Raw genomic sequence first — 24,419 nt, forward strand, 5'->3', positions numbered from 1 at the left:
CAATGTAGAGAGAAGAGAGAAGGAGCTCAACGGCGATGAGGACAGAATGCTATTTTCGCAGTCCAGCCTGTCGAAAAGCCGGATCGGAGAGCACGTCGATACGGCGCTGTGCGCGATGGGTCCTTACCCAGCACACCGCCACCACGGCAAGGCCGATCGCGGTCGGCGCCAGCTGGGACCAGGGCTGCCCTACCCTGACCGTATTGCCGACGGCCGCCGAGAGCATCCCGAACAGGCAGCCGAGGATCTTGTAGATATGCTCGTAGCGCCACAGGCTGGCATGCCAGCGCTTCGGGAACAGCCAGCGCGCCGCATCGTAAGCCAGCAGCATCGCCACCGCCGCCAGGGTCGAATACAGGACCGATGCCGACGCGCCCACCATGGCGCCATCGGCGAACAGGCGGCGCACCAGCATGGCGGTGAGCGCGGCGGCGCCCAGCAGCAGGCCGGCATCGAGCCTGTCCGGGCCGGCGCCGCGCGTGTAGATGACGTGCCAGCCGCTCAGCAGCTGGTAGGACACCAGCACGGTCAGCACCGCGAACAGGGGCAGGGAGCGGAACACCGCATTGCCGATCGCGGCGCTCAGGCAGACCACCGCGGTAAGCAGCACGAACACGCGCCCGCGCCGGCGGTGCAGGATTGCGTCCTTCGGCTTCCACAGCACATACATGCCGAGGACGATGGCGGCGCTGCCGGCCAGGACGTGGACGAGGATGTTCAGCAAGTGTGGGATCGTCATGCATCCCAAGGTAGGGAAAACGGCAAGGGGGCACAAGAACGGCGGAACGAAGCGCCGCTTTTGTGCCCCCAACTGCGAATACGAGGATCGAAGCGCGGATCAGTCCAGCGCGATCAGCGCCACCGGCGCCGCCAGCTCGAACTTCACCTTGCCGCCCGAGACCATGGCGGACTTGCCGGTGTACCAGTCGCGCACCGTCTGGCCGTCCGAGAACACGCCGGCCACCGGAATCGCCACCGGGCGGTCCTGCGGCAGCCCGAGCGCCACCACCACGCGGTCGCTCACGCCATTCTTTTCATACGTGCGCTTGAAGACGTAGGGGCTGGACTGCAGCATCTGGTGCACGCCCCCGCCCACCGCCGGATGCGCGTGGCGGAAGCGGCCCAGGCGCGCCCAGTGATCGCGCACTTCGGCCACGCCGAACAGGCCGACGCGGCTGTTGTTCTTCAGCTGGTCCCAGTTCATGAAGGAGCGCAGGTTGGCGTCGCCTTCCGCGCCCTCGATCTTGAGCACGCGCGCGGTCTCGTCGCCGTAATAGATCTGGGCCGCGCCCGGCGCCAGCAGCAGCTTGTTGGCCGCTTCCATCGGGTGTTCGCGCATGGCGTCGAAAGGATGGCCGTCGTCGTGGGAATCCAGGTAGTTCAGCACCGACACACCCTTCAGCGGGCCGTTCAGCGCCGCCGAATAGCCGGAGAACAGCTGTTCGTAGCCCCCGGCCGCGTCGCGCGCCATGCTGAAGTTGATCATGCTGTCGAAGCCATTGTCGTAATAGTCGACCCTGGTGCCGCCGTCGTAGCTGAACTCGCGTCCGGCCTTGATCGAGTAGCCATAGGTCTCGGCCGTCATGAAGAACGGCAGGTTGCCGAGCTTCGCCACCGCCTGCTTCCCGGCCGGGGTGCGCTTCCAGTCCTCGTAGGCGGCGCCCGCGACCTTCTTCAGGTCCTTCCACACGCCGGGCTCGGTGTGCTTGACGGTGTCCGCGCGGAAGCCGTCGAAGCCGTACTTGCGCACCCAGTCGGCATGCCATTTCATCAGGTAGTAGCGCGGCGCACGCGGATAGCCGGTGCGCTTGAAGAAGTCGTCCAGTTCCCTGGTTTCGCGCTCGTAGCGGCCTTCCTGCTTCCACTTGGCGGCGAGCGCCGGCGGCACGTCGACCTTCTCGTTGCTCTCGGTGCGGAAGTCCGGCAGGTTCTTCACCAGGGTGCAGCTGACCGTGGTCGCCATGTCTTTATACGTGCAGGTCGGCGAGGTGCGCACCCACTCGGCCGGCCACACCGGATCTTCCGCGGTGACGGGGCCGGTGTGGTTCATCACCACGTCCAGCAGCACGCGGATGCCGCGCGCGTGGGCGGCATCCACCAGCTCGTGCATGTCTTTCTCAGTCCCGAGGTTGGCGTCGAGGCTGGTGAAGTCGCGCGCCCAGTAGCCGTGGAAGCCGTAGGACTTGCCGGTGCCCTCGTCGGTGCCGGCGTGGATCTGCTCGACCGGCGGCGTGATCCAGATCGCGTCCACGCCCAGGTCGTCGAAGTACCCCTCCTTGATTTTCTGCGTCACGCCGGCCAGGTCGCCGCCCATGAAGCCGCGGGCGACGGCGGCGTCGTCCTTGCGCCCATAGGCGTGGTCGTTGGCCGGGTTGCCGTTGTTGAAGCGGTCCGTCAGCAGGAAGTAGACGGTCGCATTCTCCCAGGTGAAGGGCTTGCCTTTCATGGGCGACAGGTCCGGAGCGGCGGACGCGGAGCCGAAGGCGAGCATCAGGGAAACGGCAAGGGCGGAGAATTTCATTCAGGGTCCTTTATGGTTAATGACGGATCATGTGATAACACTTGGTTCGTTACGCCCGGTACGCTGCTTCAGTTCCGACACCTGCTCCGCAATCGCAATCAAGGGCGCCAGCGCGTCCTGGGTATCGAGATCATGGCGCTTTGGGTCCGCCTCGTAGCGTTCGAGGTAGACGCGCACGGTCGCGCCTTCGGTGCCGGTGCCGGACAGGCGCAGCACGATGCGCGATCCGTCGGTCATGATGATGCGGATGCCCTGGCGCGTGGCGACCGATTGGTCGACCGGGTCGGTGTAGACGAAGTCGTCGGCCTGCGAAACGCGAAAATTCCCGAAGACCTGGCCGGCCAGCGATTCCAGCTTTGTCCGCAGGTCGACCATCATGCGGTCGGCGGCCGCCGCATCGACGGCTTCGTAGTCGTGGCGCGAATAATAGTTGCGGCCGAAGCGGGCCCAGTGTTCCTGCACGATCCGGTTGACCGGCTTGCCGGTCGCGGCGATCAGGTTCAGCCAGAACAGCACGGCCCACACGCCATCCTTTTCGCGGATGTGATTCGAGCCGGTGCCGTAGCTCTCTTCGCCGCACAGGGTGGCGAGATTGGCGTCGAGCAGGTTGCCGAAGTACTTCCAGCCGGTCGGGGTCTCGAAGCAGGAGATGCCCAGCGCTGCGGCCACGCGGTCGGCCGCCGTTGACGTTGGCATCGAGCGCGCGATGCCCTTCAAGCCGTCGCGGTAGCCCGGCGCCAGGGTGGCGTTGGCGGCGATGATGGCCAGGCTGTCCGAGGGCGCCACCGCCAGGTTCCTGCCGACGATCATGTTGCGGTCGCCGTCGCCGTCCGAGGCGGCGCCGAAGTCGGGAGCGTCGGGGCCGTTCATCAGCGCCACCAGCTCGGCCGCGTTGACCGGATTCGGGTCCGGATGGTGGCCGCCGAAATCCTCGCGCGGCTCGGCGTTGATGACGGTGCCCGCGGGTGCGCCGAGCATGCCTTCGATGATGGCTTTCGCGTAGGGGCCGGAGACCGCGCTCATGCCGTCGAAGCGCATCGTGAAGCCGCCCCGGAACAGCGCGCGGATGGCGTTGAAGTCGAACAGGCGGCTCATCAATTCGGCGTAGTCGGCGACGGAGTCGATGACCTCGACGTCCATCTCTTCGAGACGGCTGGCGCCGATCCGGTCGAGGTCGACCGGGCCGGCGTCGCTGATACGGTATTCCGAGAGAAGCTGGGTATGCGCGAAGATCGCCTCGGTGATCTTTTCAGGCGCCGGGCCGCCGTTCCCGATGTTGTACTTGATGCCGAAGTCGCCCTCCGGGCCGCCCGGATTGTGGCTGGCCGACAGCACGATGCCGCCGAAGGCGCCGCGCTTGCGGATCACGCAGCTCACCGCCGGGGTGGAGAGGATGCCGCCGCGTCCGACCAGCACTTTCGCCACCTTGTGTGCGGCGGCCATGCGGAGGATGGTCTGGATCGCGTCGCGGTTGAAATAACGGCCGTCGCCCCCGAGCACGAGGGTGCGGCCATTGCAGTCGCCCAGGGTCAGGAAGATCGCCTCGACGAAGTTTTCGAGGTAGCCGGGCTGCTGGAACTCGGTCACCTTCTTGCGCAGACCCGAGGTGCCGGGACGCTGCCCGGCGAACGGCGTGGTCGCTACTGTCTGAATCGTCATCTCGTGCTCCTGTATCGATGCGTGGTTTGTTGTCAAACCTTCATGATAGGACAGGAGCCGAAATGATGGCGCAGGCTTACTTCTCGGCCTGATCCGTGACAAACATCGTCAATACGGCCGCCAGCACCATGCAGGCGCCGCCCAGCATCAGGGTCAGCACCGTGTGGCCGCCGAAGAAGTGCTTGGTGAAGAAGCCGAGCAGCAGGCCGCTGACGATCTGCGGGATCACGACGAAGAAGTTGAACAGGCCCATGTAGTAGCCCATGCGGTTGGCGGGCAGCGCGCCGGCCAGGATCGCATACGGCATGGTCAGGATGCTGGCCCAGGCGATGCCGACGCCGATCATCGGCAGCATCAGGGCCTGCTTGTCGTGGATGAGGAAGATACTGGCCAGCGACAGGCCGCCGAGCGCCAGGCAGATCGTGTGGCAGGTCTTGCGGCTGGTGGCGCGCGCAAGGACCGGCAGCAGGAAGGCGGCCAGCGCCGACACGCCGTTGTACACCGCGAACATCACGCCGACGTAGTTGCCGGCGTCCTGGTAGGCCACCGATTGCGCGTCGACGGTGCCGTAGACGTTGTCGGCAATCGCGGTACCGGTGTAGATCCACATCGCGAACAGCGCGATCCAGGTGAAGAACTGGACGAAGGCCAACTGCACCATGGTCTTCGGCATCTGGCTGAAGCCGCCGACGATCTCGCGCAGGGCCACGCCGAAGCTGCGCGCATGCTGGCGCTGGACCTTGAAGCTGTCCAGGTCGGGCGGCGGCAGTTCGGTGGCGGTGAACACGGTCCAGCTGACGGCTGCCAGGAACACGGCGCCGCCGACGTAGAAGGAGTACTTCACCGTATCCGGAATCGCGCCGTTCAGCGGGACGTTCGAGACGCCGTAATGCGCGAAAATCTGCGGCAGCAGCGAAGCGATCACCGCGCCGCAGCCGATGAAGAAGGTCTGCATCGCGAAGCCGGCGGTCTGCTGGGACGGATCGAGCTTGTCGCCGACGAAGGCGCGGAAGGGCTCCATCGACACGTTGATCGCGGCATCCATCATCCACAGCACGGCCACCGCCATCCAGACGGCGGCGGAATTCGGCATCAGGAACAGGGCGATCGCGGCAAGGATGGCGCCGATGAAGAAGAAGGGACGGCGGCGGCCCCAGGTCGGGTGCCAGGTATTGTCGCTGAGGTAGCCGATCACCGGCTGCACCAGCAGGCCCGTGACGGGAGCGGCGAGCCAGAACAGCGCCAGGTCGTCGGGCGAAGCGCCAAGGGTCGAGAAGATCCGGCTGGTATTGGCGTTCTGCAGGGCGAAGCCGAACTGGATGCCGAAGAAGCCGAAGCTCATGTTCCACAACTGCCAGAACGACAGGCGCGGCTTGAGCGAATGAGTGTGCATTTCCATCTGTGTCCCCTAACGGTGCCCGGACTCGTGCCGAACTACCTCCATGTAGCAAAGTAACATGGGGATTGTTGAGTGTCAATCAGGACAACACCTAGGATAGCGGGGTGATTTTGTAGTCAAACAACAGACTACTGAAGTGTAAAACGGACCAGCAAGGTGTAAACGTCATTCCCGCTTTCGCGGGAATGACTGGTAACTCAGCCCTTCTTGTACGGCTTCTTTTCGCCAAACTTCTTCTTCGGCGCCGCCTTGATCGGCTCCTCGCCGTCACGCGTGATGTTCAGCTGGCGGCCCGCCACCCACACCTTCTGCAGGTGCTGCAGCAGGTCCTGCGGCAGGTCGGCCGGCATGTCGAGGGTCGAGTAGTCGTCGTAGATCTCGATGCGGCCGATTTCCTTCGACGGGATGCCGCCTTCGTTGGCGATCGCGCCGACGATATTGCCCGGCTTGACGCTGTTCGCGTGGCCGACTTCGATACGGTAGGTCGCCATGCCCGGTTCCGGCGCGCGCATCACGCGCTCCTTCTTGAAGCTCTCGCGCGGCTGGGCGAAGCCTTCGCGCGTCGGGCGCGCGGGGCGCTCGTCGTTGCCGAAGTTTTCGCGGCCGAAGCTTTCACGGCCGGCGCGGGCCGGACGCGTATCTTCGCGCCATTCCGGGCGCGGCTCGCGCTCCTTCCACTCCGGCTTCGGCTCGCGGTCCGGCTTCTCCAGCAGCAGCGGCTCGTCGCCGCGGTTCAGCTTGGCCAGGGCGGCGGCGATGTCGATCGCCGGCACGTTCTGCTCGCGCTCGTAGTCTTCGATCAGCTGGCGGAAGATCTCCAGGCCACCGGCGGCCAGGGCCTCGCCGATCTGGTCCTTGAACTTGGCGATGCGGACTTCGTTGACGGCCTTGATGGTCGGCAGGGTCAGCGGGGCGACCGGCTGGCGGGTGGCGCGCTCGATCGCCTTCAGCAGGCCGCGCTCGCGCGGCGTGATGAAGAGGATGGCGTCGCCGCTGCGGCCGGCGCGGCCGGTGCGGCCGATGCGGTGGGTGTAGCTTTCCGGATCGGACGGCACGTCGTAGTTGATCACGTGGGTGATGCGCTCGACGTCCAGGCCGCGCGCGGCGACGTCGGTGGCGACCAGGATGTCGATCTTGCCGTTCTTGAGCTGCTCGATGGTGCGCTCGCGCTGCTGCTGGGCCAGGTCGCCGTTGATGGCGGCGGCCGCGAAGCCGCGCGCCTGCAGCTTGGAGGCCAGTTCCTCGGTCCCGAGCTTGGTGCGGGCGAAGATGATCATGCCGTCGAAGGGCTCGGCTTCCAGGATGCGGGTCAGCGCCTCCAGCTTCTGCAGGCCGGCCACCAGCCAGTAGCGCTGGGTGATGTTGACCGCGGTGGTGGTCTTGGCGGCCACCGTCACTTCCTTCGGCTCGTTCAGGTAAGTGTTGGCGATGCGCTTGATCTGCGGCGGCATGGTGGCCGAGAACAGCGCGGTCTGGCGCGACTCCGGCGTCTCCTGCAGGATGCGCTCGACGTCGTCGATGAAGCCCATGCGCAGCATCTCGTCGGCCTCGTCCAGCACCAGGGTGGTCAGCTGGGACAGGTCGAGCGTGCCTTTGTCCAGGTGGTCGATGACGCGGCCCGGCGTACCGACCACGACTTGCGCGCCGCGGCGCAGCGCCGACAGCTGCGGACCGTAGGCCTGGCCGCCGTAGATCGGCAGCACGTGGAAGTTTTTCATGTGCGTGGCGTAGCTCTGGAAGGCTTCGGCCACCTGGATCGCCAGTTCGCGCGTGGGCGCCAGCACCAGCGCCTGCACGGCGGGGTTCTTGACGTCGATACGCGACAGGACCGGCAGCGCGAAGGCGGCGGTCTTGCCGGTGCCGGTCTGGGCCTGTCCCAGCACGTCGCGGCCTTCCATCAGGAGGGGAATGGTGGCGGCCTGGATCGGCGACGGCGTTTCGTAGCCGACGTCCTTCAGCGCCTTGAGGACGGGCGCGGGAAGGTTCAGGTCGGCAAACGTCGGGAGCGGGGTTTCATGCATGTAGGAAATTCTCTTAAAAATCGAAGGCAAACCTACAGTTTACTCTTTCATGGCTTGCGAAGCGCGATTATTTACGTCGGGCGGGCGGCTTTTTCGCCGAAGTGCGCGCCGCAACAACGTTCGCGCCGCCCACGCGTGGACGGCAGATGCTTTACGATAATTCATCTCTTCGCGATCGAGCCGTCCACCCTAGCTGCCATGTCCCGTCCCGATTTCAACCACCTGCAAGCCTTCATCCTCGTCGCCCGCGAGCGCAGCTTCACGCGCGCCGCGGCCCAGCTGGGCGTGTCGCAGTCGGCGCTCAGCCACACGATCCGCGCGCTGGAATCGAAACTCGGCGTGCGCCTGCTGACCCGCACCACCCGCGGCGTGTCCCCGACCGAGGCCGGCGAAAAGCTGTACGCCTCGCTGGAGCCGCACTACGAGGGCATCGAAGCCGGGCTGGCGGCGCTGGGCGATGCGCGCGGCAAGCCGGCCGGCACCATCCGCATCACCACCCACGACCACGCGGCCGGCACCATCCTGTGGCCGAAGCTGTCGAAGGTCCTCGCCGATTATCCGGACCTCAGGGTCGAGATCAGCATCAACTACGGCCTGATCGACATCGTCGCCGAGCGCTTCGATGCCGGCGTGCGCCTAGGTGACCAGGTGGCCAAGGACATGATCGCCGTGCGCATCTCGCCGGACATGAAGCGGGCCGTGGTTGCCAGTCCCGCCTACCTGGCCGGACGGCCGCTGCCGCAAACGCCGCAGGACCTGACCCGCCACAACTGCATCAACCTTCGCCTGGCGACCCATGGCGGGCTGGCGCCGTGGGAATTCACCAGGGACGGCAAGCCGCTGCAGGTGCAGGTCGAGGGCCAGGCCATCTTCAATACCACGCCGCAGAAGCTGCAGGCGGCGCTGGACGGCGCCGGCCTGGCCACGCTGCCGGACGACATGGTGCTCGAACACGTCGCCGCCGGCCGCCTGGTGCGCGTGCTGGAAGACTGGTGTCCCACCTATCCCGGCTACCACCTCTACTATCCGAGCCGGCGGCAAGCGTCGCCGGCCTTTGCGCTGGTGGTCGACGCACTGCGTTATCGGGCGGATTAGTGAAATTTCTTCATATCGCTATTGAATAAGTAGCGACTACTCTCATGAGTCGGCGCTGGCTATAGTGGCATTTTCAGCCAGGAGCCGCTCATGACGGCAAACAGCATCGCCCTGGCGGCCCTGCTCTGCTGCGCCCTCATGCAGCCCGACGGGCATGCCGCGCCGATCAAGAAGGAGAAATCCACGATGACACCCGCACTCGACCACTATACCCGGCACCTGCTACTCGGCGACCTGTGGCGGCGCCCCGGCCTGTCGGCGCGCGACCGCAGCATCGTCACCCTGTCGGTGCTGGTCGCGAAGAACCAGGCCCACGAACTGCCCTTCTACCTGAACCGCGCGCTCGACAGCGGCCTCGAGCCGGGCGAGATCGCCGAACTGATCGCCCACCTGGCCTTTTATTCGGGCTGGGCCAACGCCACCGCCGCCGATGCCGCCGCCCGCGCCGTGTTCGCGGAGCGGAAGATCGACATGGCCCAGCTGCCGCCGGCCAGGCCTGCACCGCTGCCGCTCGACGAAAAGGCGGAGGCGGCGCGCGCCAGGGGCGTCGAGGAAAACTTCGGCAAGGTGGCGCCGGGTGTCGTGCAGTACACGACCGAAGCCCTGTTCCGCGACTTGTGGCTGCGTCCCGGCCTGGCGCCGCGCGACCGCAGCCTGGTCACGGTCAGCGCGCTGGTCGCCAACGGCCAGGTCGCCCAGGTCACCTACCACCTCAACCGCGCCATGGACAACGGCCTGCTCGAGGCGCAGGCGTCCGAGGCGCTGACCCAGCTCGCCTTCTATGCCGGCTGGCCGAACGTGTTCTCGGCCATGCCGGTCTTCAAGGACGTCTTCGCAAAACGAAAGGAATGATCATGCATCTCAAACGCGTCGGTTCCCAGCCCTCGATGAAGGGCCCGGAACAGTACTTCACCGGCACCGTCCGCATCGACCCGCTCAACAGCGCGCCCGAACCCTCGCGGGTGTCCTGCGCCAGCGTCACCTTCGAACCGGGCGCGCGCTCGGCCTGGCACACGCATCCGCTGGGCCAGACCCTGGTGGTGACCGCCGGCTGCGGCTGGACCCAGTGCGAGGGAGAGGACATCGTCGAGATCCGCGCCGGCGACATGGTCTGGTGTCCGCCCGGCCACAAGCACTGGCATGGCGCATCGACGACTACCTCGATGACGCACATCGCCATCCAGGAGGCGCTGGACGGCGTGAACGTGGTGTGGCTGGAGAAGGTCAGCGACGAGCAGTATCTGGCGGGGCCGCCGCAACGATAGCGGCGATGAAATCGTCGTGCGTCGGCATCACGTCGACGCACTTGCCGATCACCTGCTCGATATTCCCGAGGAAGCCGAGCAGGTCCTTCTCGTCCAGCAGGCCGGCCAGCGGATGGTGGCCGCGCGGGCGCACGCCCTGGCCGTGGAATACCTGCTGCCAGCCGACTTCCGTGAACAGCTCGTTGTTCTCGCGGATCACGCGGCCGTTCGACTTGTACAGCTCCAGCTTGCGGCGCAGGGTGTCCGGGATGTCCATGGTACGGCAATGGTCCCAGAACGGCGTGTCGCCGCGTTCGGTCGCGTGGTAGTGCAGGATGATGAAGTCGCGGATGCGCTCGACCTCGAATTCGCACTGGCGGTTGAATTCGTCGATGTCGGCCTGGTCGAAGCCGGTGTCCGGGAAGAAGTTCAGCAGGCGCGAGACGGTCGACTGGATCAGGTGAATGGACGTGGATTCCAGCGGCTCCAGGAAGCCGGACGAAAGGCCCACCGCGACCACGTTCTTGTTCCACACCTGCTTGCGCTTGCCGGCCGTGAAGCGCAGCATCCGCGGCTCGGCCAGGGCCTTGCCGTCCAGGTTCTTCATCAGGATGGAAGCGGCTTCGTCGTCGCTCATGAAGCGGCTCGCGTACACGTGGCCGTTGCCGGTGCGGTGCTGCAGGCCGATGCGCCATTGCCAGCCGGCCGGGCGCGCGGTGGCGCGCGTATAGGGCTGCAGCTTCCCGTTCGACTCGCAGGGCACGGCCCAGGCACGGTCGCAGGGCAGCCAGTGGCTCCAGTCCTCGAAGCCGGTCTTCAAGGTCTGTTCGATCAGCAGGCCGCGGAAGCCCGAGCAGTCGATGAACAGGTCGCCGCCGATCGCCAGGCCGTTCTCCATCACCACCGATTCGATGAAGCCATTGTCGTGCTGGCGCACCTCGACCACCTTGCCCTCGGACCGTACCACGCCGCGGCTCTCGGCAAACTTGCGCAGGTAGCGCGCGTACAAGCCCGCATCCAGGTGGAAGGCGTAGGGAATGTCGGCCAGCGGCGAATTCGGCATCTCGGGCTGCGGCCGCATGAACTTGCCGGCCCTGGCCGCCATGCGGTTGAGCGAGTAATGCTCGAGGTCGGGCGCCTTGCCGGCCTGCCAGGCGCGCAGCCAGTACTGGAAGAATTCGAGTGTCCACAAGGGCTGGCCGAGGACGCCGAAGCCGTGCATGTAGCGCTCGCCCGCCCTGCCCCAGTCGGCGAACTCGATGCCGAGCTTGAAGGTGGCCTTCGTCTCGCGCATGAATTCATCCTCGTTGATGCCGAGGGTGGTATTGAACAGGCGGATCATCGGGATCGTCGATTCGCCGACGCCGACGGTGGAGATCTCGTCCGATTCGATCAGGCGGATCGCGTACTTGCCGCGCAGGAGATGCGACAGCGAGGCGGCCGTCATCCAGCCGGCGGTGCCGCCGCCGACGATGACGATGTTCTTCAGGGGGGTCTCGGTTTTCATTGTTCTGCCAGCATATGGAAAAAGCCTCTTGCGCGGCGACGCCGGGCAAGAGGCTTTATATACGACCTATCGGCTCACGCCAACACAGGATTACAGCTTGTAGTTCAGACCGAACAGCACGGTACGGCCGAAGCGGGTGTCCTCGATGACGTTATCCTTGGTCTTGCGATAGCGGATGTAGTGCGCGTCGTTGAGGTTGTTCATCTCCAGCAGCAGGGACAGACCCTTCATCGGACCACTCTGGAACTCGTAGCCGAACTGCAGGTCCAGCACCTTCTCGCCCTGGATGTAGCTCAGTTCGCGGTCGCCGGTGTTGTTGGAGACTTCGCCGATGAAGTCCGAGCGGTAGCGCTCAGCCGCACGTGCCGAGAAGCCGTTCTTCTCGTAGTACAGGGTCAGGCTGGCGACGCGCTTGGACAGGCCCGGCAGGCCCATCGTGCCCGAACCGCCCTGGGCGATGTCCGGCAGGTTGACGGCGCTGGCGTTCTGCGAAGCGTTGGCCACCACGCCGAAACCGTCCAGGGAACGGGTCAGGGTGTTCAGCGGCAGCGATGCGGCCAGTTCGATACCCTTCAGGTTGCCGCCGTTGCCGTTCACCGGCGAGGTGAACAGGCCGATATTGGTCGGCGCCTTGACGGTGCTCGGCAGCAGGAAGGGCGTGAAGTCCACGGTGCGGGCAACGTTCACGACATAGGTATCGAGCTTCTTGTAGAACACCGCGGCGCTGACGTAGGCCTTGCTGTCCCAGTACTTCTCGTACGACAGGTCGACACCCTTGGCGCGGAACGGATCCAGCTTCGGATTGCCGCCGCTGCCGCTGTAGATGCCGCGGGTCGCGTCGAGGCCGAAGCTGCCGCTGGCGCGCATGTCGTTCAGGGTCGGACGGGCCATGATCTTGGCCAGGCCGAAGCGCAGGCTTTGCTGGTTGCCCAGGTCGCCGATCAGGTTCAGGCTCGGCAGGAAGTCGTTGTAGCTGGTGCCGTCGGAAACCGGTGCGGTCGGACGATTGGCATCGCTGGTGCCGCCGTTCTTGTCGACCGAGTACGCGGTCGAATCCTGCTTGGTGTGGATCATCTGCAGGCCGAGGGCGCCACGCAGCGGGATCGAACCGACTTGCGAGTCGATACCCAGCTTGGCGAAGGCGGTCGCGACTTTCTCGTTGACGATCCAGTCCTTGTTCCAGATGTCCGGGTGATCCTTGCGCTTCAGGTCATACAGGTTGCCGATGTTGGCGACCGGGTCGAAGGTCAGCACGTTGATGCCGCTGTCGCCGGCCATGGCCGCACCGCTGCCCGACGGGAACGCGATGCTGGCGTAGGGATTGCCGGCGCCGCCCTTCACGGACATCAGGTTCTCGGTGTACTCGCGGGTCTTCGAACGGCTCGACACGTTGACGCCGGTGGTCAGCTTGCTGAAGAACATACCTTCCGGCAGGTCGCGCGTAGCGTCCAGGCGGATCGCGTTGATCTTGTCGTAGTTATGCGGGAACTTGACGTAGCCGGCCTGGATGTCGGAGCCGCCCCAGCCCTGCGGGTCGGTCAGCTTGACGACATTGGTGTCGGCGTAGTTCAGGTTCGGCACGAAGGTGTGGCTGCCGGCGGTGAACTGGACGCTGGCCAGGTTGGTCGCGGCCGAGCTGCCATAGGTTTCGATGTTGGTGCCGGTGCGCTCCGCCGAGTTGAACGACAGGTCGAGGCTCGCGGTCCAGTCCTGGTTCAGGCGCAGCTTGTTGTTCCAGCCGATCGACTTGCTGGTGTCGCTCCATGCCACGGCGTCGTTGCGGACGACGGCGCGCACATTGTTGACGGTGCCGGCGGTGACGTTGTTGCCCGACAGGGTCGCGTTGACCAGCTGGCCCGGGCGGTCGTACAGCGGATTGCCCGGATTGTCGAACAGCGGCATCTGGATGCCGTGGGTGCGGGTGTCCTTGTTGTACTTGGTGTAGAACAGGTCGACGGTGCTGGTGAAGTCCTTGCTCGGACGGTACTGCACGACGCCCATGAAGCCGTTGCGGTCCTGCTCGTACTTGTCGGTCCAGGAGTTGAAGCCGTTGTACGGGACGTTGACGGTCTGGCCGTTGTAGGTGGTGGTGCCGTTGCCCCAGCCTTCGAAGCGGGTGGTATCGCCGCTCTTGCCCTGCAGGCGAGCGAAGCCGAAGGCCACGCCGATCTGGCGGTTCATGAACTGGTCGATGTACGAGAAGGTGAAGCGGTTGCCGTGGCCCTTTTCGTTATCCATGCCCAGGCCGGTCTTGTCGCGGCGGTAGTTGACCGCCATGACGCGCTTGTTGAAGTCCAGCGGGCGCACGGTCTGCAGGTCGACGGTGCCCGACAGGCCCTGGCCGACGAGGGCGCCGTCCGGGGTCTTGTAGATCACCACGCCCGACAGCAGCTCGGACGGGTACTGGTCGAATTCGACGCCGCGCGAGTCGCCGGTCGAGACTTGCTCGCGGCCGTTCAGCAGGCCGGTCGAGAAGTCCGGGGACATGCCGCGGATCGAGATGACGGATGCGTTGCCGTGGGCGTCGCGCTGGGCGGTCACGCCAGGCAGGCGGGCGATCGACTCGGCGATCGACTGGTCCGGCAGCTTGCCGATGTCTTCGGCCGAAATCGCTTCGACGATCGAGTCGTTGTTCTTCTTGACGGAGATGGCAGCCTCGATGCCGCGGCGGATACCCGTCACGGTCACGGTCGAGATGCCGGAATTGGTGGCGCCGGTAGCGGCAGCGTCCTGGCTGCTGGTCTCCTGCGCGAGCGCGGCATGACCGCTCAGGGCCATGAAGACGGCGCAGCCTGCTGCAACCGGGCTGAGCTTGAATGCAATGCTGCCCGGCACAGTGCGCGCCGCGCGCTTATTGATAAGGTTCATTTGTCCCCTCAAATCGTTCAAATCTATGTTTTTTCCCGAAAACACTAGCCGGAGAGCCATCACTACGGGAGCCAGAAGCAAACGTTCTTAGACGTTCTGCTAACGATTCTGTACTAAAACTAGATGCACTGTCAACGGAACTTGCCTTCGACTACGCGAATGTCGATTTTTTACGCGCTTTTCTTAGAGTGAGGCCATATATCGTTGTATTCGAGCTACAAAGCACGCATACAGACGATGTAGTCGTACTACAAACACATTACTTTGCACCAAGAATGTTTGATTTCGCACCAATTTGGTGCAAATTTCCGTAGTAGATTTTCAGCCTATGTCAAGACAGGTGCTCGGCGACACGTATGTATGCCTTAGAAATGGTGTAGCAAAACTAGAGGTTCAAATAATCACTGTCGTTGAAGACACATCTTTGCTGGTGTATTCTCTGGGCAATAATGCAATGCCGGCACACTTTCCAGGACGCTTGCGTCCGCCAGCCGATGTAGTTGCGCTACTTACGGAGACCTTTCATGCCCGCCACCATCCGCCGCACCCTCGTCAGCTTCCTCATCGGTACCGCCTTCCTCGCCAGCGGCGCCGCGCGGGCCCAGGCGCCCGCCATCGACCACGTCGACCCGCCCTTCTGGTGGACCGGCATGCACGACCAGCGCCTGCAGTTGATGATCCACGGTCCGGCCATCGCCGACCTCGAGCCGGCGCTCGACTATGCGGGCGTGCGCATCGCCCAGGTGACGCGGGTCGCCAACCGCAACTACCTGTTCATCGACCTGGTCGTCGATAGCAAAGCCGTGCCGGGCAGCCTGCGCATCGACTTGCGCGGCAAGGGCGACGCGGCGGCGCGCAGCACCTCGTATGACTACCGCCTGCTGGCGCGCGAGAACGGCTCCGCCCAGCGCAAGGGCTTCGATACCAAGGATGCGATCTACCAGATCATGCCGGACCGCTTCGCCAACGGCGATCCCTCCAACGACAGCGTGGCCGGCATGGCCGACAAACTGGACCGCAAGCTGGGCCACGGCCGCCACGGCGGCGACATCCAGGGCATCATCGACCACCTCGACTACATCGCCGGCATGGGCTTCACCCAGCTGTGGCCGACGCCGCTGGTGGAGAACGACATGCCGGCCGCCTCCTACCACGGCTATGCCGCCACCGACCACTACAAGATCGACCCGCGCTACGGCAGCAACGAGGATTACCTGCGCCTGTCGAGGGAAGCGAAGAAGCACGGCATCGGCCTGATCCAGGACGTGGTGCTGTCCCACATCGGCAAGAACCACTGGTGGATGAAGGACCTGCCGACGCCGGACTGGATCAACCATGCCGGCAAGTTCGTCGCGACCCAGCACCACCGCACCGCCGTGCAGGATCCCTACGCCTCGAAGGAAGACGCCAGCAACTTCACCACCGGCTGGTTCAGCCCCGGCATGCCCGACATGAACCAGACCAATCCGCTGGTGGCCAATTACCTCATCCAGAACAATATCTGGTGGATCGAATACGCCGGCCTCTCCGGCCTGCGGATCGACACCTTCGGCTATTCCGACGGCGCCTTCCTGACCGAGTACACGAAGCGCCTGATGGCCGAGTACCCGCAGCTGAACATGGTGGGCGAGGAATGGAGCAGGCTGCCGGCCGTGGTCTCGCACTGGCAGCGCGGCAAGGTGAACTTCGACGGCTACGTCAGCCACATGCCGAGCATGATGGACTTCCCGCTGACGGAAGCCATGCGCAGCGCGCTTTCGGACGACAACAAATACAACAGGAACAGGTTCAGCGAGGTCTACGAGACCCTGTCGCTCGACTACCTGTATCCGGACCCGAGCCGCCTGGTGCTGTTCGAGGCCAACCACGACATGGCCCGCATCTACAGCGTCGTGGGCGAAGACTACGACCGCTACAAGATGGACATCGCCTTCGTGATGACGATGCCGCGCATCCCGCACTTCTATACCGGCGACGAGATCCTGATGACCAGCGCGACCAAGGAACGCGACGACAACAGCTACCGCCGCGATTTCCCCGGCGGCTGGGCCGGCGACAAGGTCAACGCCTTCACCGGCGCCGGCCTCACGCCGCGCCAGCGCGAGGCCCAGGACTTCGTGAAGAAGCTGGTCAACTGGCGCAAGAACAGCCCCGTCATCCATCACGGCAAGCTGATGCACTATGGGCCGGAGAACAATACCTATGTCTACTTCCGCTACGACGACAGCAAGAAGGTGATGGTGGCCTTCAATGCGAACGACAAGGAGACCGTGCTGGATGCGAGGCGCTTCCACGAGATGCTGTCGGGCGTGGCGTCCGGGCGGGATGTCCTGAGCGGGAAGACCTATTCCCTGAAGGACGAGATCAGGTTGCCGGCCAAATCGACCCTCATCCTGGAACTCTGACGTAGTGCCCGCCCTACCCATGAAGCCGACCATTCTTGCCATCGCCGCGGCCTTCGCCGCGCAAACCCTTCCCGCCATCGCCGCCGAAGCGCCGCCGCTGCGCTACGACATCTACGTCCGCGGCGCCTTCAACGGCTGGGGCACCGACAACCGGCTCGCCTACCAGGGCAAGGGCATCTACGAAACCGACATCCTGGTCAGCCCCGGCAACCACGCCTTCAAGATCGGCAGCAAGGACTGGAACGCCGAGTGGGTCGCGAATCCGTCGGCCAGCGTGGCGGTGGCGCCGGACAAGGCCTATCCGCTCGCCACCGAGGCCGGCCCCGAAGACTATCTGTTCACCAGGCAGACCGCGACCTTCCGCTTCCGCGTCGACGCCTCCGATCCCGCCAGGCCGGTGCTGAGCGTCAGCCGCGTCGAGACGCCGTCCAGCGGACCGGCCGCCGATCCCCACGCCGGCGCCGGCGCGAGCGCATCGCTCAGCTTCCCGACCTGGGACGGCAAACAGGAGACGGCGCGCTTCTCGGTGAAGGATCCGCAGGCGCCGCTGCGCAGCTACGCGCACTCGACCACCATGCAGCTGCGCGATCCCGGTCCGCAATACCTGACATATCGGGAAGACCCGCTGCTTCCCCGCGTGCGCAGCGGGAACCTGGCCTTCGATGCCCTGTTCGCCCTGGCCGCCCACGAGATGCGCCAGGATTCCGTGCAGGAGATCCGCGACGGTAACTACAACGGCAACAACGCGATTCCCTGCGACTGCTTCGAGACCGGAGAAAAGTGGCACTACGTCTGGACCCGCGACCTGTCCTATGCGGCCGACCTCGGCCTGGCCATGCTCGACCCGCAGCGGGTGCGCAATTCCCTGCTCTTCAAGCTGTCCGGCTGGCGCGACGGCGTGCCGAAGGCGCCGCATATCGCCGGCACGCCGGACGGCCTGCAGATCGTGCAGGACACCGGCAGCGGCGGCAGCTGGCCGGTCAGCACCGACCGCATTACCTGGGCCTTCGCCGCCGAGGAAGTGCTGAAGTCGCTGCCGCCCGCCGAGCGCAAGGCCTTCGCGGCCACCGCCTTGAAGGCCCTGTCGAACACGATCGACAACGATCGCATCGCCGCCTTCGACAAGTCCACCGGCTTGTACACGGGCGAGGAATCCTTCCTCGACTGGCGCGACCAGAGCTACGCTTCGTGGATCCCGCAAGACCTGGCCTCGATGGCGAGTTCGAAGGCGCTGTCGACCAATGCCGGCCACTACAAGGCCCTGAGCTTGGCCGCCAGGCTGGCGCGCGAACAGGGAGATCCGACGCGTGCGGCACGCTACGAAGGCTGGGCCAAAGACCTGAAGCGCGCCGTCAACGCCCGCCTGTGGCTGGACGACGCCGGCATGTACAGCAGCCTCACCGCCGCCCATTTCGACGGCGCGCCGATGCACAAGTTCGACTGGCTGGGACAATCGCTCGCCATCCTCACCGGCATCGCCGACGACAAGCGCGCACGCCGCATCCTGGCCAGCTATCCGCACGGCCCGATGGGCGCGCCGGTGATCTGGCCGCAGCAGCTCGACATGCCGGTCTACCACAACCGCGCCATGTGGCCCTTCGTGACGGCGTATGGCCTGCGCGCCGCGGCAGCGGGCCGCAACGTGGCCGTCGCCGACGCCGCCTACGACTCGCTGATGCGCGGCGCGGCCCTGAACATGTCGAACATGGAGAACCTCGAGTGGCTGTCCGGCCAGCCGCTGCTGCTGGACGAAGCCCATACCAACCTGATCGGGCCGGTGATCAACTCGCGGCGCCAGCTGTGGTCCGTCGGCGCCTACCTGGGCATGGTGGTGCGCAACGTGTTCGGGGTCTCGACCACCAATGAGGGCATCGCCCTGCAGCCCTTCGTGACGGCCAGGCTGGGCGCCAAGGTGTTCGCCGCCGGCGATGCGGCTTCGCTGAACAACCTGCGCCTGCAGGGCCATGTGCTGGATGTGACCCTGCGCCTGCCCGCGCGCGCTGCGGCGGGCACGAACGGCGCGAACGGCGTATATACCGTCGAGCGCATCCTCCTGAACGGCAAGCCGGCCGGCAGCAGCATCCCGTGGGGCGCGCTGGCGGCGGACAACCGGATCGAGATCGTGCTCGGCAAACTGGAGACCGGCGAGCAGGCGATCCGGCGCGTGAACGCCGATCCCTATGTGGAGACGCCGGCCGTGTTCGGCCCGCACGAGCCGGTCATCGCCGACCTGAAGCGCGATGGCGCCGGCCATGCCGCGCTGACCATCCAGGCAAAGGACACCGGCAATGTGCGCTACAACGTCTACCGCGACGGCAAGCTGGTGGCCTCGAAGCTGCCGGCCGGCGCCTGGGTCGACGGCAAGGCCTCCGCCACCGCCTGCTATGCCGTCGAGGCGGAATTCACGGGCTCGGGCAACCGCAGCCACCACAGCCGGCCGCGCTGCATGGATGCCGGCGTCGAGATCCCGGCCACGGACAAGCGCGTGAGCGCGGACGTGGCGCTGGCTGCACCGAACGCCCGCTTCGACGAAGCCCGCCTGGCCGGCTGGGGCAAGCCGCAGGACCGCTTCAGCGTCAGGGACATCAAGGTGCCGGCGGCCGGCGACTACGCCGTGCAGGTCCGTTATCACAACGGCGCCAACCAGGTGAACCTGGGCATCAGCGGTGGCGTAAAATGGCTGACGGTCAAGGATGAGTCGGGCGCCATCGTCGCGCAGGGCGTGGTGCAGCTGCCGCACGCGCGCATCGAGAAGGCGCATACGCCGACGGTGTATTCGACGCCGCTGGCGGTGAAGCTGAAAGGGAACGGCGCCTACCGCGTCGAGATGAGCGACTTCTACAATATGAGCTACCTGCAGAGCAACAGCAGCTTCAGCGCGGCCGGCGGCCTCGATGGCCCATCCAACCGCTTCGACATCTATGGCGTGCGCCTGCTGCGCGTGCGCTGAACAGGAAAGCCATGAAACGAATCAGCATGAAGACGATGGCAGCGGCGGCAATGGCCGCGCTGCTGGCGCTGGCGGCCTCCCAGGCCGGCGCCACCACGGTGCGGGTGCACTACCCGGCCGGCAAGGAAGAGATCCACATCATCGGCGACAAGGGAGCGATGAGCTGGTCGAAGAGCGTGCCGGCCCAGCGGCCCGAGGGCCCGCTGAACGTCTGGACCTATACCTGGCCGGACGAGCTGGGCGAGGTGCAGATGAAGCCGACGCTGGGCACGGACAAGGTCTCGATCGGCGGCGCCTACAAGCTGCCGGCCGGCGCCACCGTCGACATCTATCCCTTCTTTGGCGCGCCCTTCGGCAAGGTGACGATCGTGAAGGACTTCGCCTCGCCCCAGCTGAAGAACAGCCGCTCGCTGCGCGTCTACCTGCCGCCCAGCTATGCGGAGAACCCGGCCAAGCGCTACCCGGTGCTCTACATGCACGACGGCCAGAACCTGTTCGACGCCAAGACCGCCTCCTTCGGCGTCGAATGGGGCGTCGACGAAACCATGAATCGCCTGGTGGCGATGGGCACGGTGGACGAGGTGATCGTGGTCGGCATCGACAACACGCCGGATCGCATCCCCGAATACACGCCCTGCTGCGACCCGAAATACGGCGGCGGCAAGCTGGATGCCTACGGCGCCTTCATCGTCGACACCGTCAAGCCCTACATCGACCGGAGCTACCGCACGCTGCCGGGCAAGGCGAATACCGCGATCATGGGCTCCTCGCTGGGCGGCATCGCCTCGGTCGCGATCGCGCAGCGCTATCCGGACATCTTCTCGAAGGCGGGCGGCGTCTCCAGCTCCTTCTGGTGGAACAACGGCGCCCTCATCACCAAGCTGCCGGCGCGCGTGCCGGTCAAGTTCTACCTCGACGCCGGCACCCGGGACGACGGCCTCGACGACACGACCAGGATGGTCGAGGCCATGCGGGCCAAGGGCTACAAGGAGAGCGAGGACCTGATGTTCTTCAAGGCCGAAGGCGGGAAGCACAACGAGGCTTCCTGGGCGGCGCGGGTGGAGAAGCCGATTACGTGGTTCTTCCCTTGGGGGAGCACGAAGCAGTAACGTTACAACGTCGTTCCCGCGCCATGTAAACGTCGTCCCCGCGGAGGCGGGGACCCAAGTTCGTCGCGTATCACCAGCGTTTAACTTTGCACGTACTCACATAAACTTGGATCCCCGCCTTCGCGGGGACGACGGGTTTAAGCGCGGGAACGACGTTATAGTTCCAGGCTGTACAAATTACTCCCCGCATCGTCCGGCACCAGATGTGTAAAGTGCACGAAATTCATCCCCAGCTTGCGCAGCAAGCCGTTCGACGCCAGGTTGTTCGGTGAGGTAATCGCCAGCAGGCGCCGGATGCCGATGGTCGGCGCGTAGTCCAGCACGGCGCGCGCCGCTTCGAAGGCATAGCCCTGGCCGCGCCAGTCGGGCAGGTAGGCGTAGCCTATGTCGATCTCGTCCAGGGTGTCGCGCTTGATCAGGCCGCACATGCCGATGGCGACGTGCCCGTCCGGGCTCCCTTCTTCGTTCAATTCGACCATGTACAGCGAGTGGCCGCGCGTCTCCTGCATCGCGATCGGCCCGGCCAGCAGGGCCTGGCGCGCATCGTCGAGGCTGCGGATGCCGCGGTCGCCGATGTGCTCGATGAAGGCCGGGTCGTTGACCAGCGTGTAATAGAAGGCGGTGTCGTCGAGGTTTGCGGTGCGCAGCCGCAGGCGCGCGGTCCGAGCGATCTCCATGCGTTCAGTCTTCCTCCGGATGGTCCCAGCGGGCCGGGTCTTCCAGCAATTTGTACATCACATAGGCGTCGACATACCCCAGGCGGCGGTGCCGGTAAGCCTTGGGCAGGGTGCCGACGATCGAGAAGCCGAGCCGCTTCCACAGATTGATGGCCGGCGAATTGGTGCTGACCACGTAATTGAACTGCATCGCCAGGTAGCGCTGGCGGCGCGCCTCCTCGATGCTGTGCTCGCCCAACATGCGGCCGATGCCCACCCCCTGGGCGTTCGGGCTGACCATATAGGAGGCGTTGGCCACGTGGTCGCCGCGTCCGAGATGGTTGGGCTGCAGCTTGTACATCCCGAGTATGCGCTCGCCGCCCTTCACCGCCACGAAGGTCGTCGCACTGGGCGCGAACCAGTAGTCGTGACTGTCTTCACGGCTGGTGGCGGGACCATGGGCGAATGTCTCGCCGGTGGCGACATGCGCCTGGAAGATGGTCCACATGGCGCTGAAGTCGGCGTCGCGTGCTGGTCGAATCTGGATGTCTCTCACTGCAGGCCTGCTCGAATGTAACGAAAGCGCAAGATTCTAAACCGGGAATTGTCCGCACGGCTAGGGAAAAATGTAACCGCATTTACACAAAGAAACTGAATTACAGTAAGCAACTTTTTCCGAATTTCTAGGATGTTTGTTCGCCGTGTTTACCGATTTTCTCCTGTGTTTACCTTGTATAGACATGGTTGACTAACATTCTTACTCCTTGCGTGTCAAACGGAAATTTACAACGCCTGGCCGGCCCGGCAGGCGCAGGCTGGCGTGTGCCGGCGGCGCTTCGCTGACGATCTGTCCGCGGCGCAATACCAGGCGGCGCGCAGCGCGCAGGCGGATCGCCTCGGCCGGGCTGCCGGCGTCGAGCAGCACCAGGTCCGCGTGGCAGCCGGGGGCGATACCATAGTCACGCAGGCCGAGGATGCGCGCAGGCGTTTCCGTCACCGCCTGGAAGCATTGGCGCATCGCGGCCTGGCCCGTCATCTGGGCCACGTGCAGGCCCATGTGGGCCACCTCCAGCATGTCGCCGGAACCGAGGCCGTACCAGGGGTCCATCACGCAATCGTGGCCGAAGGCAACCGGCACCCCGGCCGCCAGCAGCTCCGGCACGCGGGTCATGCCGCGCCGCTTCGGATAGGTATCGTGGCGGCCCTGCAGGGTGATGTTGATGAGCGGGTTCGCGATCGCCGCCACGCCGGATTCGGCAATCAGGGGCAGCAGCTTGCTGACATAGTAGTTGTCCATCGAATGCATCGAGGTCAGGTGGGAGCCGGTCACCCTGCCCTGCAGCCCCAGGCGCTGGGTCTCGAAGGCCAGGGTCTCGATGTGGCGCGACAGCGGATCGTCGGTCTCGTCGCAGTGCATGTCGACCATCAGCCCCTGCCTAGCTGCGAACTCGCACAGCAGGCGCACCGATTCCGCGCCCTGCGCCATGGTGCGCTCGAAGTGCGGGATGCCGCCGACCACGTCCACGCCCATGGCGATCGCACGTTTCAGGTTGTCGAAGGCGCCGGGGCTGCGCAGCAGGCCGTCCTGCGGGAAGGCGACCAGCTGCAGGTCGATGTAAGGCGCCACGCGCCGCTTCACCTCGAGCAGGGCCTCGACCGCCAGCAGCCGGTCGTCGCAGACGTCGACGTGGGTGCGGATCGCCAGCAGGCCGCGCGCCACCGCCCAGTCGCAGTAGCGCATCGCGCGTTCGATCAGGTCTTCCTGCAGCAGTTGCGGTTTCAGTTCACCCCACAGCGCGATCCCTTCGAGCAGGGTGCCGGACTCGTTCACGCGCGGCAGGCCGTAGCTGAGGGTGGCGTCCATGTGGAAGTGGGCGTCGACGAAGGGCGGGCTCACCAGGTCGCCGCCGGCGTCGATCTCGCGCCTGCCTGTCAGCGCCAGTTGCGGGCCGACCTCGGCGATGCGTTCGCCGTCGATGGCGATGTCCATGGAATGGCGGCCATCGGCCAGGGTGGCGTTGCGGATAACTAAGTCCATATACGGTCTCCCGATGAGGTAATTGATTGTACTGTCAATGATCTGGATTAAGAAACTATGCTGCGACGCAAGATTTCCTTGCAAAAACAACACAAAATACTTCTTTCCAACACTACCGAACAGCTTTACACTAGGCTTTATTGCAGTGCGTCATAACTGAATAAAAAGGGATCCAGATGACTCCATTTTCCGACCAGTTGTCCGCCGTCCGCCAGGCTCAATGGGAAGCCCAGCTCGACTTGTTCCGCAAGCTTACTGCCCGTGCGCTCGACAGTGCCGGCCAGATCGCCGCGCTCAACGTGCGCACCTCGCGCGCATCGATCGAACAGGCGGCCGGCACCGTGAAGCACCTGCTCGAAGCGCGCGAACCGCGCGACCTGATGGCCCTTGGCGCCGACGCCCAAGGGCAATGGCATACCCTGTTCTCCTACGGCCGCGAACTGTTCGGCCTCGCCGTCGGCGCACGTGCGCTGCCGGCCACCATCCCGCTGCTGGCCACGCCGGCGCCGACCGCCAACGTCCCGACCAGCTACTCGCAGATCATGGAACAGGCCTCGATCGCCACCGCCGATGCGGCCACCATCACCAGCGAGATCGCCGCCGCGGCCGTGGACATCGGCGCCGCGCATGCCGAAGCCGCGCTCGATGCCGCCCAGCCGAAAGCCGCGCCCGCCGACGCCCGGCTGGCCCAGGCCGAAGCCGCCATCGAGACCGCCATCGCCGACGACCTCCCGCCGGCCGAGCCGAAGCCGCTGGCCAAGGCACTGCACGAGGTCTCGCCCATGCCGGCCGGCGCCGAGCATCCGCTCGCCTCCACCGTGCCGCTGGAAGCACAAGCGAAGGTCGAACTGCCGCCGGTGACGCCGCCGGAAAGCATCGCCCCGGCCAGGCCGCCGCGCAACTCGCGCAGGAAGTAGGCAGCCAGGGCAGGCCCCTGCCAAAAATAG

The 24,419-nt window shown here is 65.3% G+C and carries 17 protein-coding genes; 7 read left to right on the forward strand and 10 right to left on the reverse strand.

The window, feature by feature from the left end; translation table 11 throughout:
- Nucleotides 1–49: 49 nt before the first annotated feature.
- The 5 genes from AC1DOP_RS21325 to AC1DOP_RS21345 form a co-directional block, all read right to left on the reverse strand.
- A complete protein-coding gene (locus AC1DOP_RS21325; protein ID WP_442123590.1) occupies nt 50–739 on the reverse strand; it encodes a DUF2306 domain-containing protein in 690 nt (229 codons plus the stop codon).
- Between the two features lie 99 nt (nt 740–838).
- Nucleotides 839–2,521, reverse strand: coding sequence for an alpha-amylase family glycosyl hydrolase (locus tag AC1DOP_RS21330; protein ID WP_477253189.1), 1,683 nt, complete (start codon nt 2,519–2,521; stop codon nt 839–841).
- Nucleotides 2,522–2,548: 27 nt separating this feature from the next.
- Nucleotides 2,549–4,180, reverse strand: a complete 1,632-nt coding sequence (locus AC1DOP_RS21335) for an alpha-D-glucose phosphate-specific phosphoglucomutase (protein WP_477253191.1) — start codon at nt 4,178–4,180, stop codon at nt 2,549–2,551.
- A 76-nt stretch (nt 4,181–4,256) separates the two neighbouring features.
- Nucleotides 4,257–5,579, reverse strand: a complete 1,323-nt coding sequence (locus AC1DOP_RS21340; RefSeq protein WP_477253193.1) for an MFS transporter — start codon at nt 5,577–5,579, stop codon at nt 4,257–4,259.
- A 197-nt stretch (nt 5,580–5,776) separates the two neighbouring features.
- Nucleotides 5,777–7,600: a DEAD/DEAH box helicase gene (locus tag AC1DOP_RS21345; RefSeq protein ID WP_442123594.1), complete on the reverse strand. Its 1,824-nt coding sequence runs from the start codon at nt 7,598–7,600 to the stop codon at nt 5,777–5,779.
- Nucleotides 7,601–7,798: 198 nt separating this feature from the next.
- Between AC1DOP_RS21345 and AC1DOP_RS21350 the strand changes: the two genes are divergently transcribed.
- The 3 genes from AC1DOP_RS21350 to AC1DOP_RS21360 all read left to right on the forward strand — a co-directional run bounded on the left by AC1DOP_RS21350 (nt 7,799) and on the right by AC1DOP_RS21360 (nt 9,960).
- Nucleotides 7,799–8,695: a LysR family transcriptional regulator gene (locus AC1DOP_RS21350; protein ID WP_477253195.1), complete on the forward strand. Its 897-nt coding sequence runs from the start codon at nt 7,799–7,801 to the stop codon at nt 8,693–8,695.
- 90 nt (nt 8,696–8,785) lie between these two features.
- On the forward strand, nt 8,786–9,547 hold the full coding sequence (locus tag AC1DOP_RS21355) for a carboxymuconolactone decarboxylase family protein (RefSeq protein WP_477253197.1): 762 nt from the start codon (nt 8,786–8,788) through the stop codon (nt 9,545–9,547).
- Nucleotides 9,548–9,549: 2 nt separating this feature from the next.
- Nucleotides 9,550–9,960, forward strand: coding sequence for a (R)-mandelonitrile lyase (locus AC1DOP_RS21360; protein ID WP_477253199.1), 411 nt, complete (start codon nt 9,550–9,552; stop codon nt 9,958–9,960).
- On the opposite strand, the gene AC1DOP_RS21365 is transcribed toward AC1DOP_RS21360, so the two are convergent.
- Complete coding sequence (locus tag AC1DOP_RS21365; protein ID WP_442123598.1) at nt 9,920–11,446, reverse strand: tryptophan halogenase family protein; 1,527 nt, start codon at nt 11,444–11,446, stop codon at nt 9,920–9,922. The genes AC1DOP_RS21360 and AC1DOP_RS21365 overlap by 41 nt on opposite strands.
- A 90-nt stretch (nt 11,447–11,536) precedes the next feature.
- Nucleotides 11,537–14,314 carry a TonB-dependent receptor gene (locus AC1DOP_RS21370; RefSeq protein ID WP_477253202.1) on the reverse strand — a complete coding sequence of 926 codons (2,778 nt, stop codon included), beginning with the start codon at nt 14,312–14,314 and terminating at the stop codon, nt 11,537–11,539.
- 524 nt (nt 14,315–14,838) lie between these two features.
- Here AC1DOP_RS21370 and AC1DOP_RS21375 point away from each other — a divergent pair.
- Genes AC1DOP_RS21375 through AC1DOP_RS21385 form a run of 3 tightly spaced genes read left to right on the forward strand, consistent with a single transcriptional unit; the run spans nt 14,839 to nt 20,778 of the window.
- Nucleotides 14,839–16,719 carry a glycoside hydrolase family 13 protein gene (locus AC1DOP_RS21375; RefSeq protein WP_477253204.1) on the forward strand — a complete coding sequence of 627 codons (1,881 nt, stop codon included), beginning with the start codon at nt 14,839–14,841 and terminating at the stop codon, nt 16,717–16,719.
- Between the two features lie 19 nt (nt 16,720–16,738).
- Entirely contained in the window at nt 16,739–19,669 is a 2,931-nt protein-coding gene (locus AC1DOP_RS21380) for an MGH1-like glycoside hydrolase domain-containing protein (protein WP_477253206.1), read from the forward strand.
- Nucleotides 19,670–19,680: 11 nt separating this feature from the next.
- On the forward strand, nt 19,681–20,778 hold the full coding sequence (locus AC1DOP_RS21385; protein ID WP_477253208.1) for an alpha/beta hydrolase: 1,098 nt from the start codon (nt 19,681–19,683) through the stop codon (nt 20,776–20,778).
- A gap of 155 nt (nt 20,779–20,933) precedes the next feature.
- On the opposite strand, the gene AC1DOP_RS21390 is transcribed toward AC1DOP_RS21385, so the two are convergent.
- The 3 genes from AC1DOP_RS21390 to AC1DOP_RS21400 all read right to left on the reverse strand — a co-directional run bounded on the left by AC1DOP_RS21390 (nt 20,934) and on the right by AC1DOP_RS21400 (nt 23,472).
- Nucleotides 20,934–21,455 (reverse strand): GNAT family N-acetyltransferase, encoded by a 522-nt coding sequence (locus AC1DOP_RS21390; RefSeq protein ID WP_442123603.1) that lies wholly within the window; start codon nt 21,453–21,455, stop codon nt 20,934–20,936.
- Between the two features lie 4 nt (nt 21,456–21,459).
- Nucleotides 21,460–21,990, reverse strand: a complete 531-nt coding sequence (locus AC1DOP_RS21395) for a GNAT family N-acetyltransferase (protein ID WP_442123604.1) — start codon at nt 21,988–21,990, stop codon at nt 21,460–21,462.
- Between the two features lie 201 nt (nt 21,991–22,191).
- On the reverse strand, nt 22,192–23,472 hold the full coding sequence (locus tag AC1DOP_RS21400; protein ID WP_477253211.1) for an amidohydrolase family protein: 1,281 nt from the start codon (nt 23,470–23,472) through the stop codon (nt 22,192–22,194).
- 176 nt (nt 23,473–23,648) lie between these two features.
- Here AC1DOP_RS21400 and AC1DOP_RS21405 point away from each other — a divergent pair, with 176 nt between their 5' ends.
- Nucleotides 23,649–24,389, forward strand: coding sequence for a phasin family protein (locus AC1DOP_RS21405; RefSeq protein ID WP_442123606.1), 741 nt, complete (start codon nt 23,649–23,651; stop codon nt 24,387–24,389).
- Nucleotides 24,390–24,419: the final 30 nt, after the last annotated feature.

This window comes from Massilia sp. 01N410, from assembly GCF_056399665.1.

Excerpts from the sequence above, each read along its gene's own strand:
- AC1DOP_RS21345 (WP_442123594.1), bottom strand. The coding sequence starts at position 7,600 with ATGCATGAAACCCCGCTCCCGACGTTTGCCGACCTGAACCTTCCCGCG.
- AC1DOP_RS21355 (WP_477253197.1), top strand. The coding sequence starts at position 8,786 with ATGACGGCAAACAGCATCGCCCTGGCGGCCCTGCTCTGCTGCGCCCTC.
- AC1DOP_RS21405 (WP_442123606.1), top strand. The coding sequence starts at position 23,649 with ATGACTCCATTTTCCGACCAGTTGTCCGCCGTCCGCCAGGCTCAATGG.
- AC1DOP_RS21385 (WP_477253208.1), top strand. The coding sequence starts at position 19,681 with ATGAAACGAATCAGCATGAAGACGATGGCAGCGGCGGCAATGGCCGCG.
- AC1DOP_RS21360 (WP_477253199.1), top strand. The coding sequence starts at position 9,550 with ATGCATCTCAAACGCGTCGGTTCCCAGCCCTCGATGAAGGGCCCGGAA.
- AC1DOP_RS21325 (WP_442123590.1), bottom strand. The coding sequence starts at position 739 with ATGACGATCCCACACTTGCTGAACATCCTCGTCCACGTCCTGGCCGGC.
- AC1DOP_RS21365 (WP_442123598.1), bottom strand. The coding sequence starts at position 11,446 with ATGAAAACCGAGACCCCCCTGAAGAACATCGTCATCGTCGGCGGCGGC.
- AC1DOP_RS21340 (WP_477253193.1), bottom strand. The coding sequence starts at position 5,579 with ATGGAAATGCACACTCATTCGCTCAAGCCGCGCCTGTCGTTCTGGCAG.
- AC1DOP_RS21350 (WP_477253195.1), top strand. The coding sequence starts at position 7,799 with ATGTCCCGTCCCGATTTCAACCACCTGCAAGCCTTCATCCTCGTCGCC.
- AC1DOP_RS21335 (WP_477253191.1), bottom strand. The coding sequence starts at position 4,180 with ATGACGATTCAGACAGTAGCGACCACGCCGTTCGCCGGGCAGCGTCCC.
- AC1DOP_RS21370 (WP_477253202.1), bottom strand. The coding sequence starts at position 14,314 with ATGAACCTTATCAATAAGCGCGCGGCGCGCACTGTGCCGGGCAGCATT.
- AC1DOP_RS21380 (WP_477253206.1), top strand. The coding sequence starts at position 16,739 with ATGAAGCCGACCATTCTTGCCATCGCCGCGGCCTTCGCCGCGCAAACC.
- AC1DOP_RS21375 (WP_477253204.1), top strand. The coding sequence starts at position 14,839 with ATGCCCGCCACCATCCGCCGCACCCTCGTCAGCTTCCTCATCGGTACC.
- AC1DOP_RS21400 (WP_477253211.1), bottom strand. The coding sequence starts at position 23,472 with ATGGACTTAGTTATCCGCAACGCCACCCTGGCCGATGGCCGCCATTCC.
- AC1DOP_RS21330 (WP_477253189.1), bottom strand. The coding sequence starts at position 2,521 with ATGAAATTCTCCGCCCTTGCCGTTTCCCTGATGCTCGCCTTCGGCTCC.
- AC1DOP_RS21390 (WP_442123603.1), bottom strand. The coding sequence starts at position 21,455 with ATGGAGATCGCTCGGACCGCGCGCCTGCGGCTGCGCACCGCAAACCTC.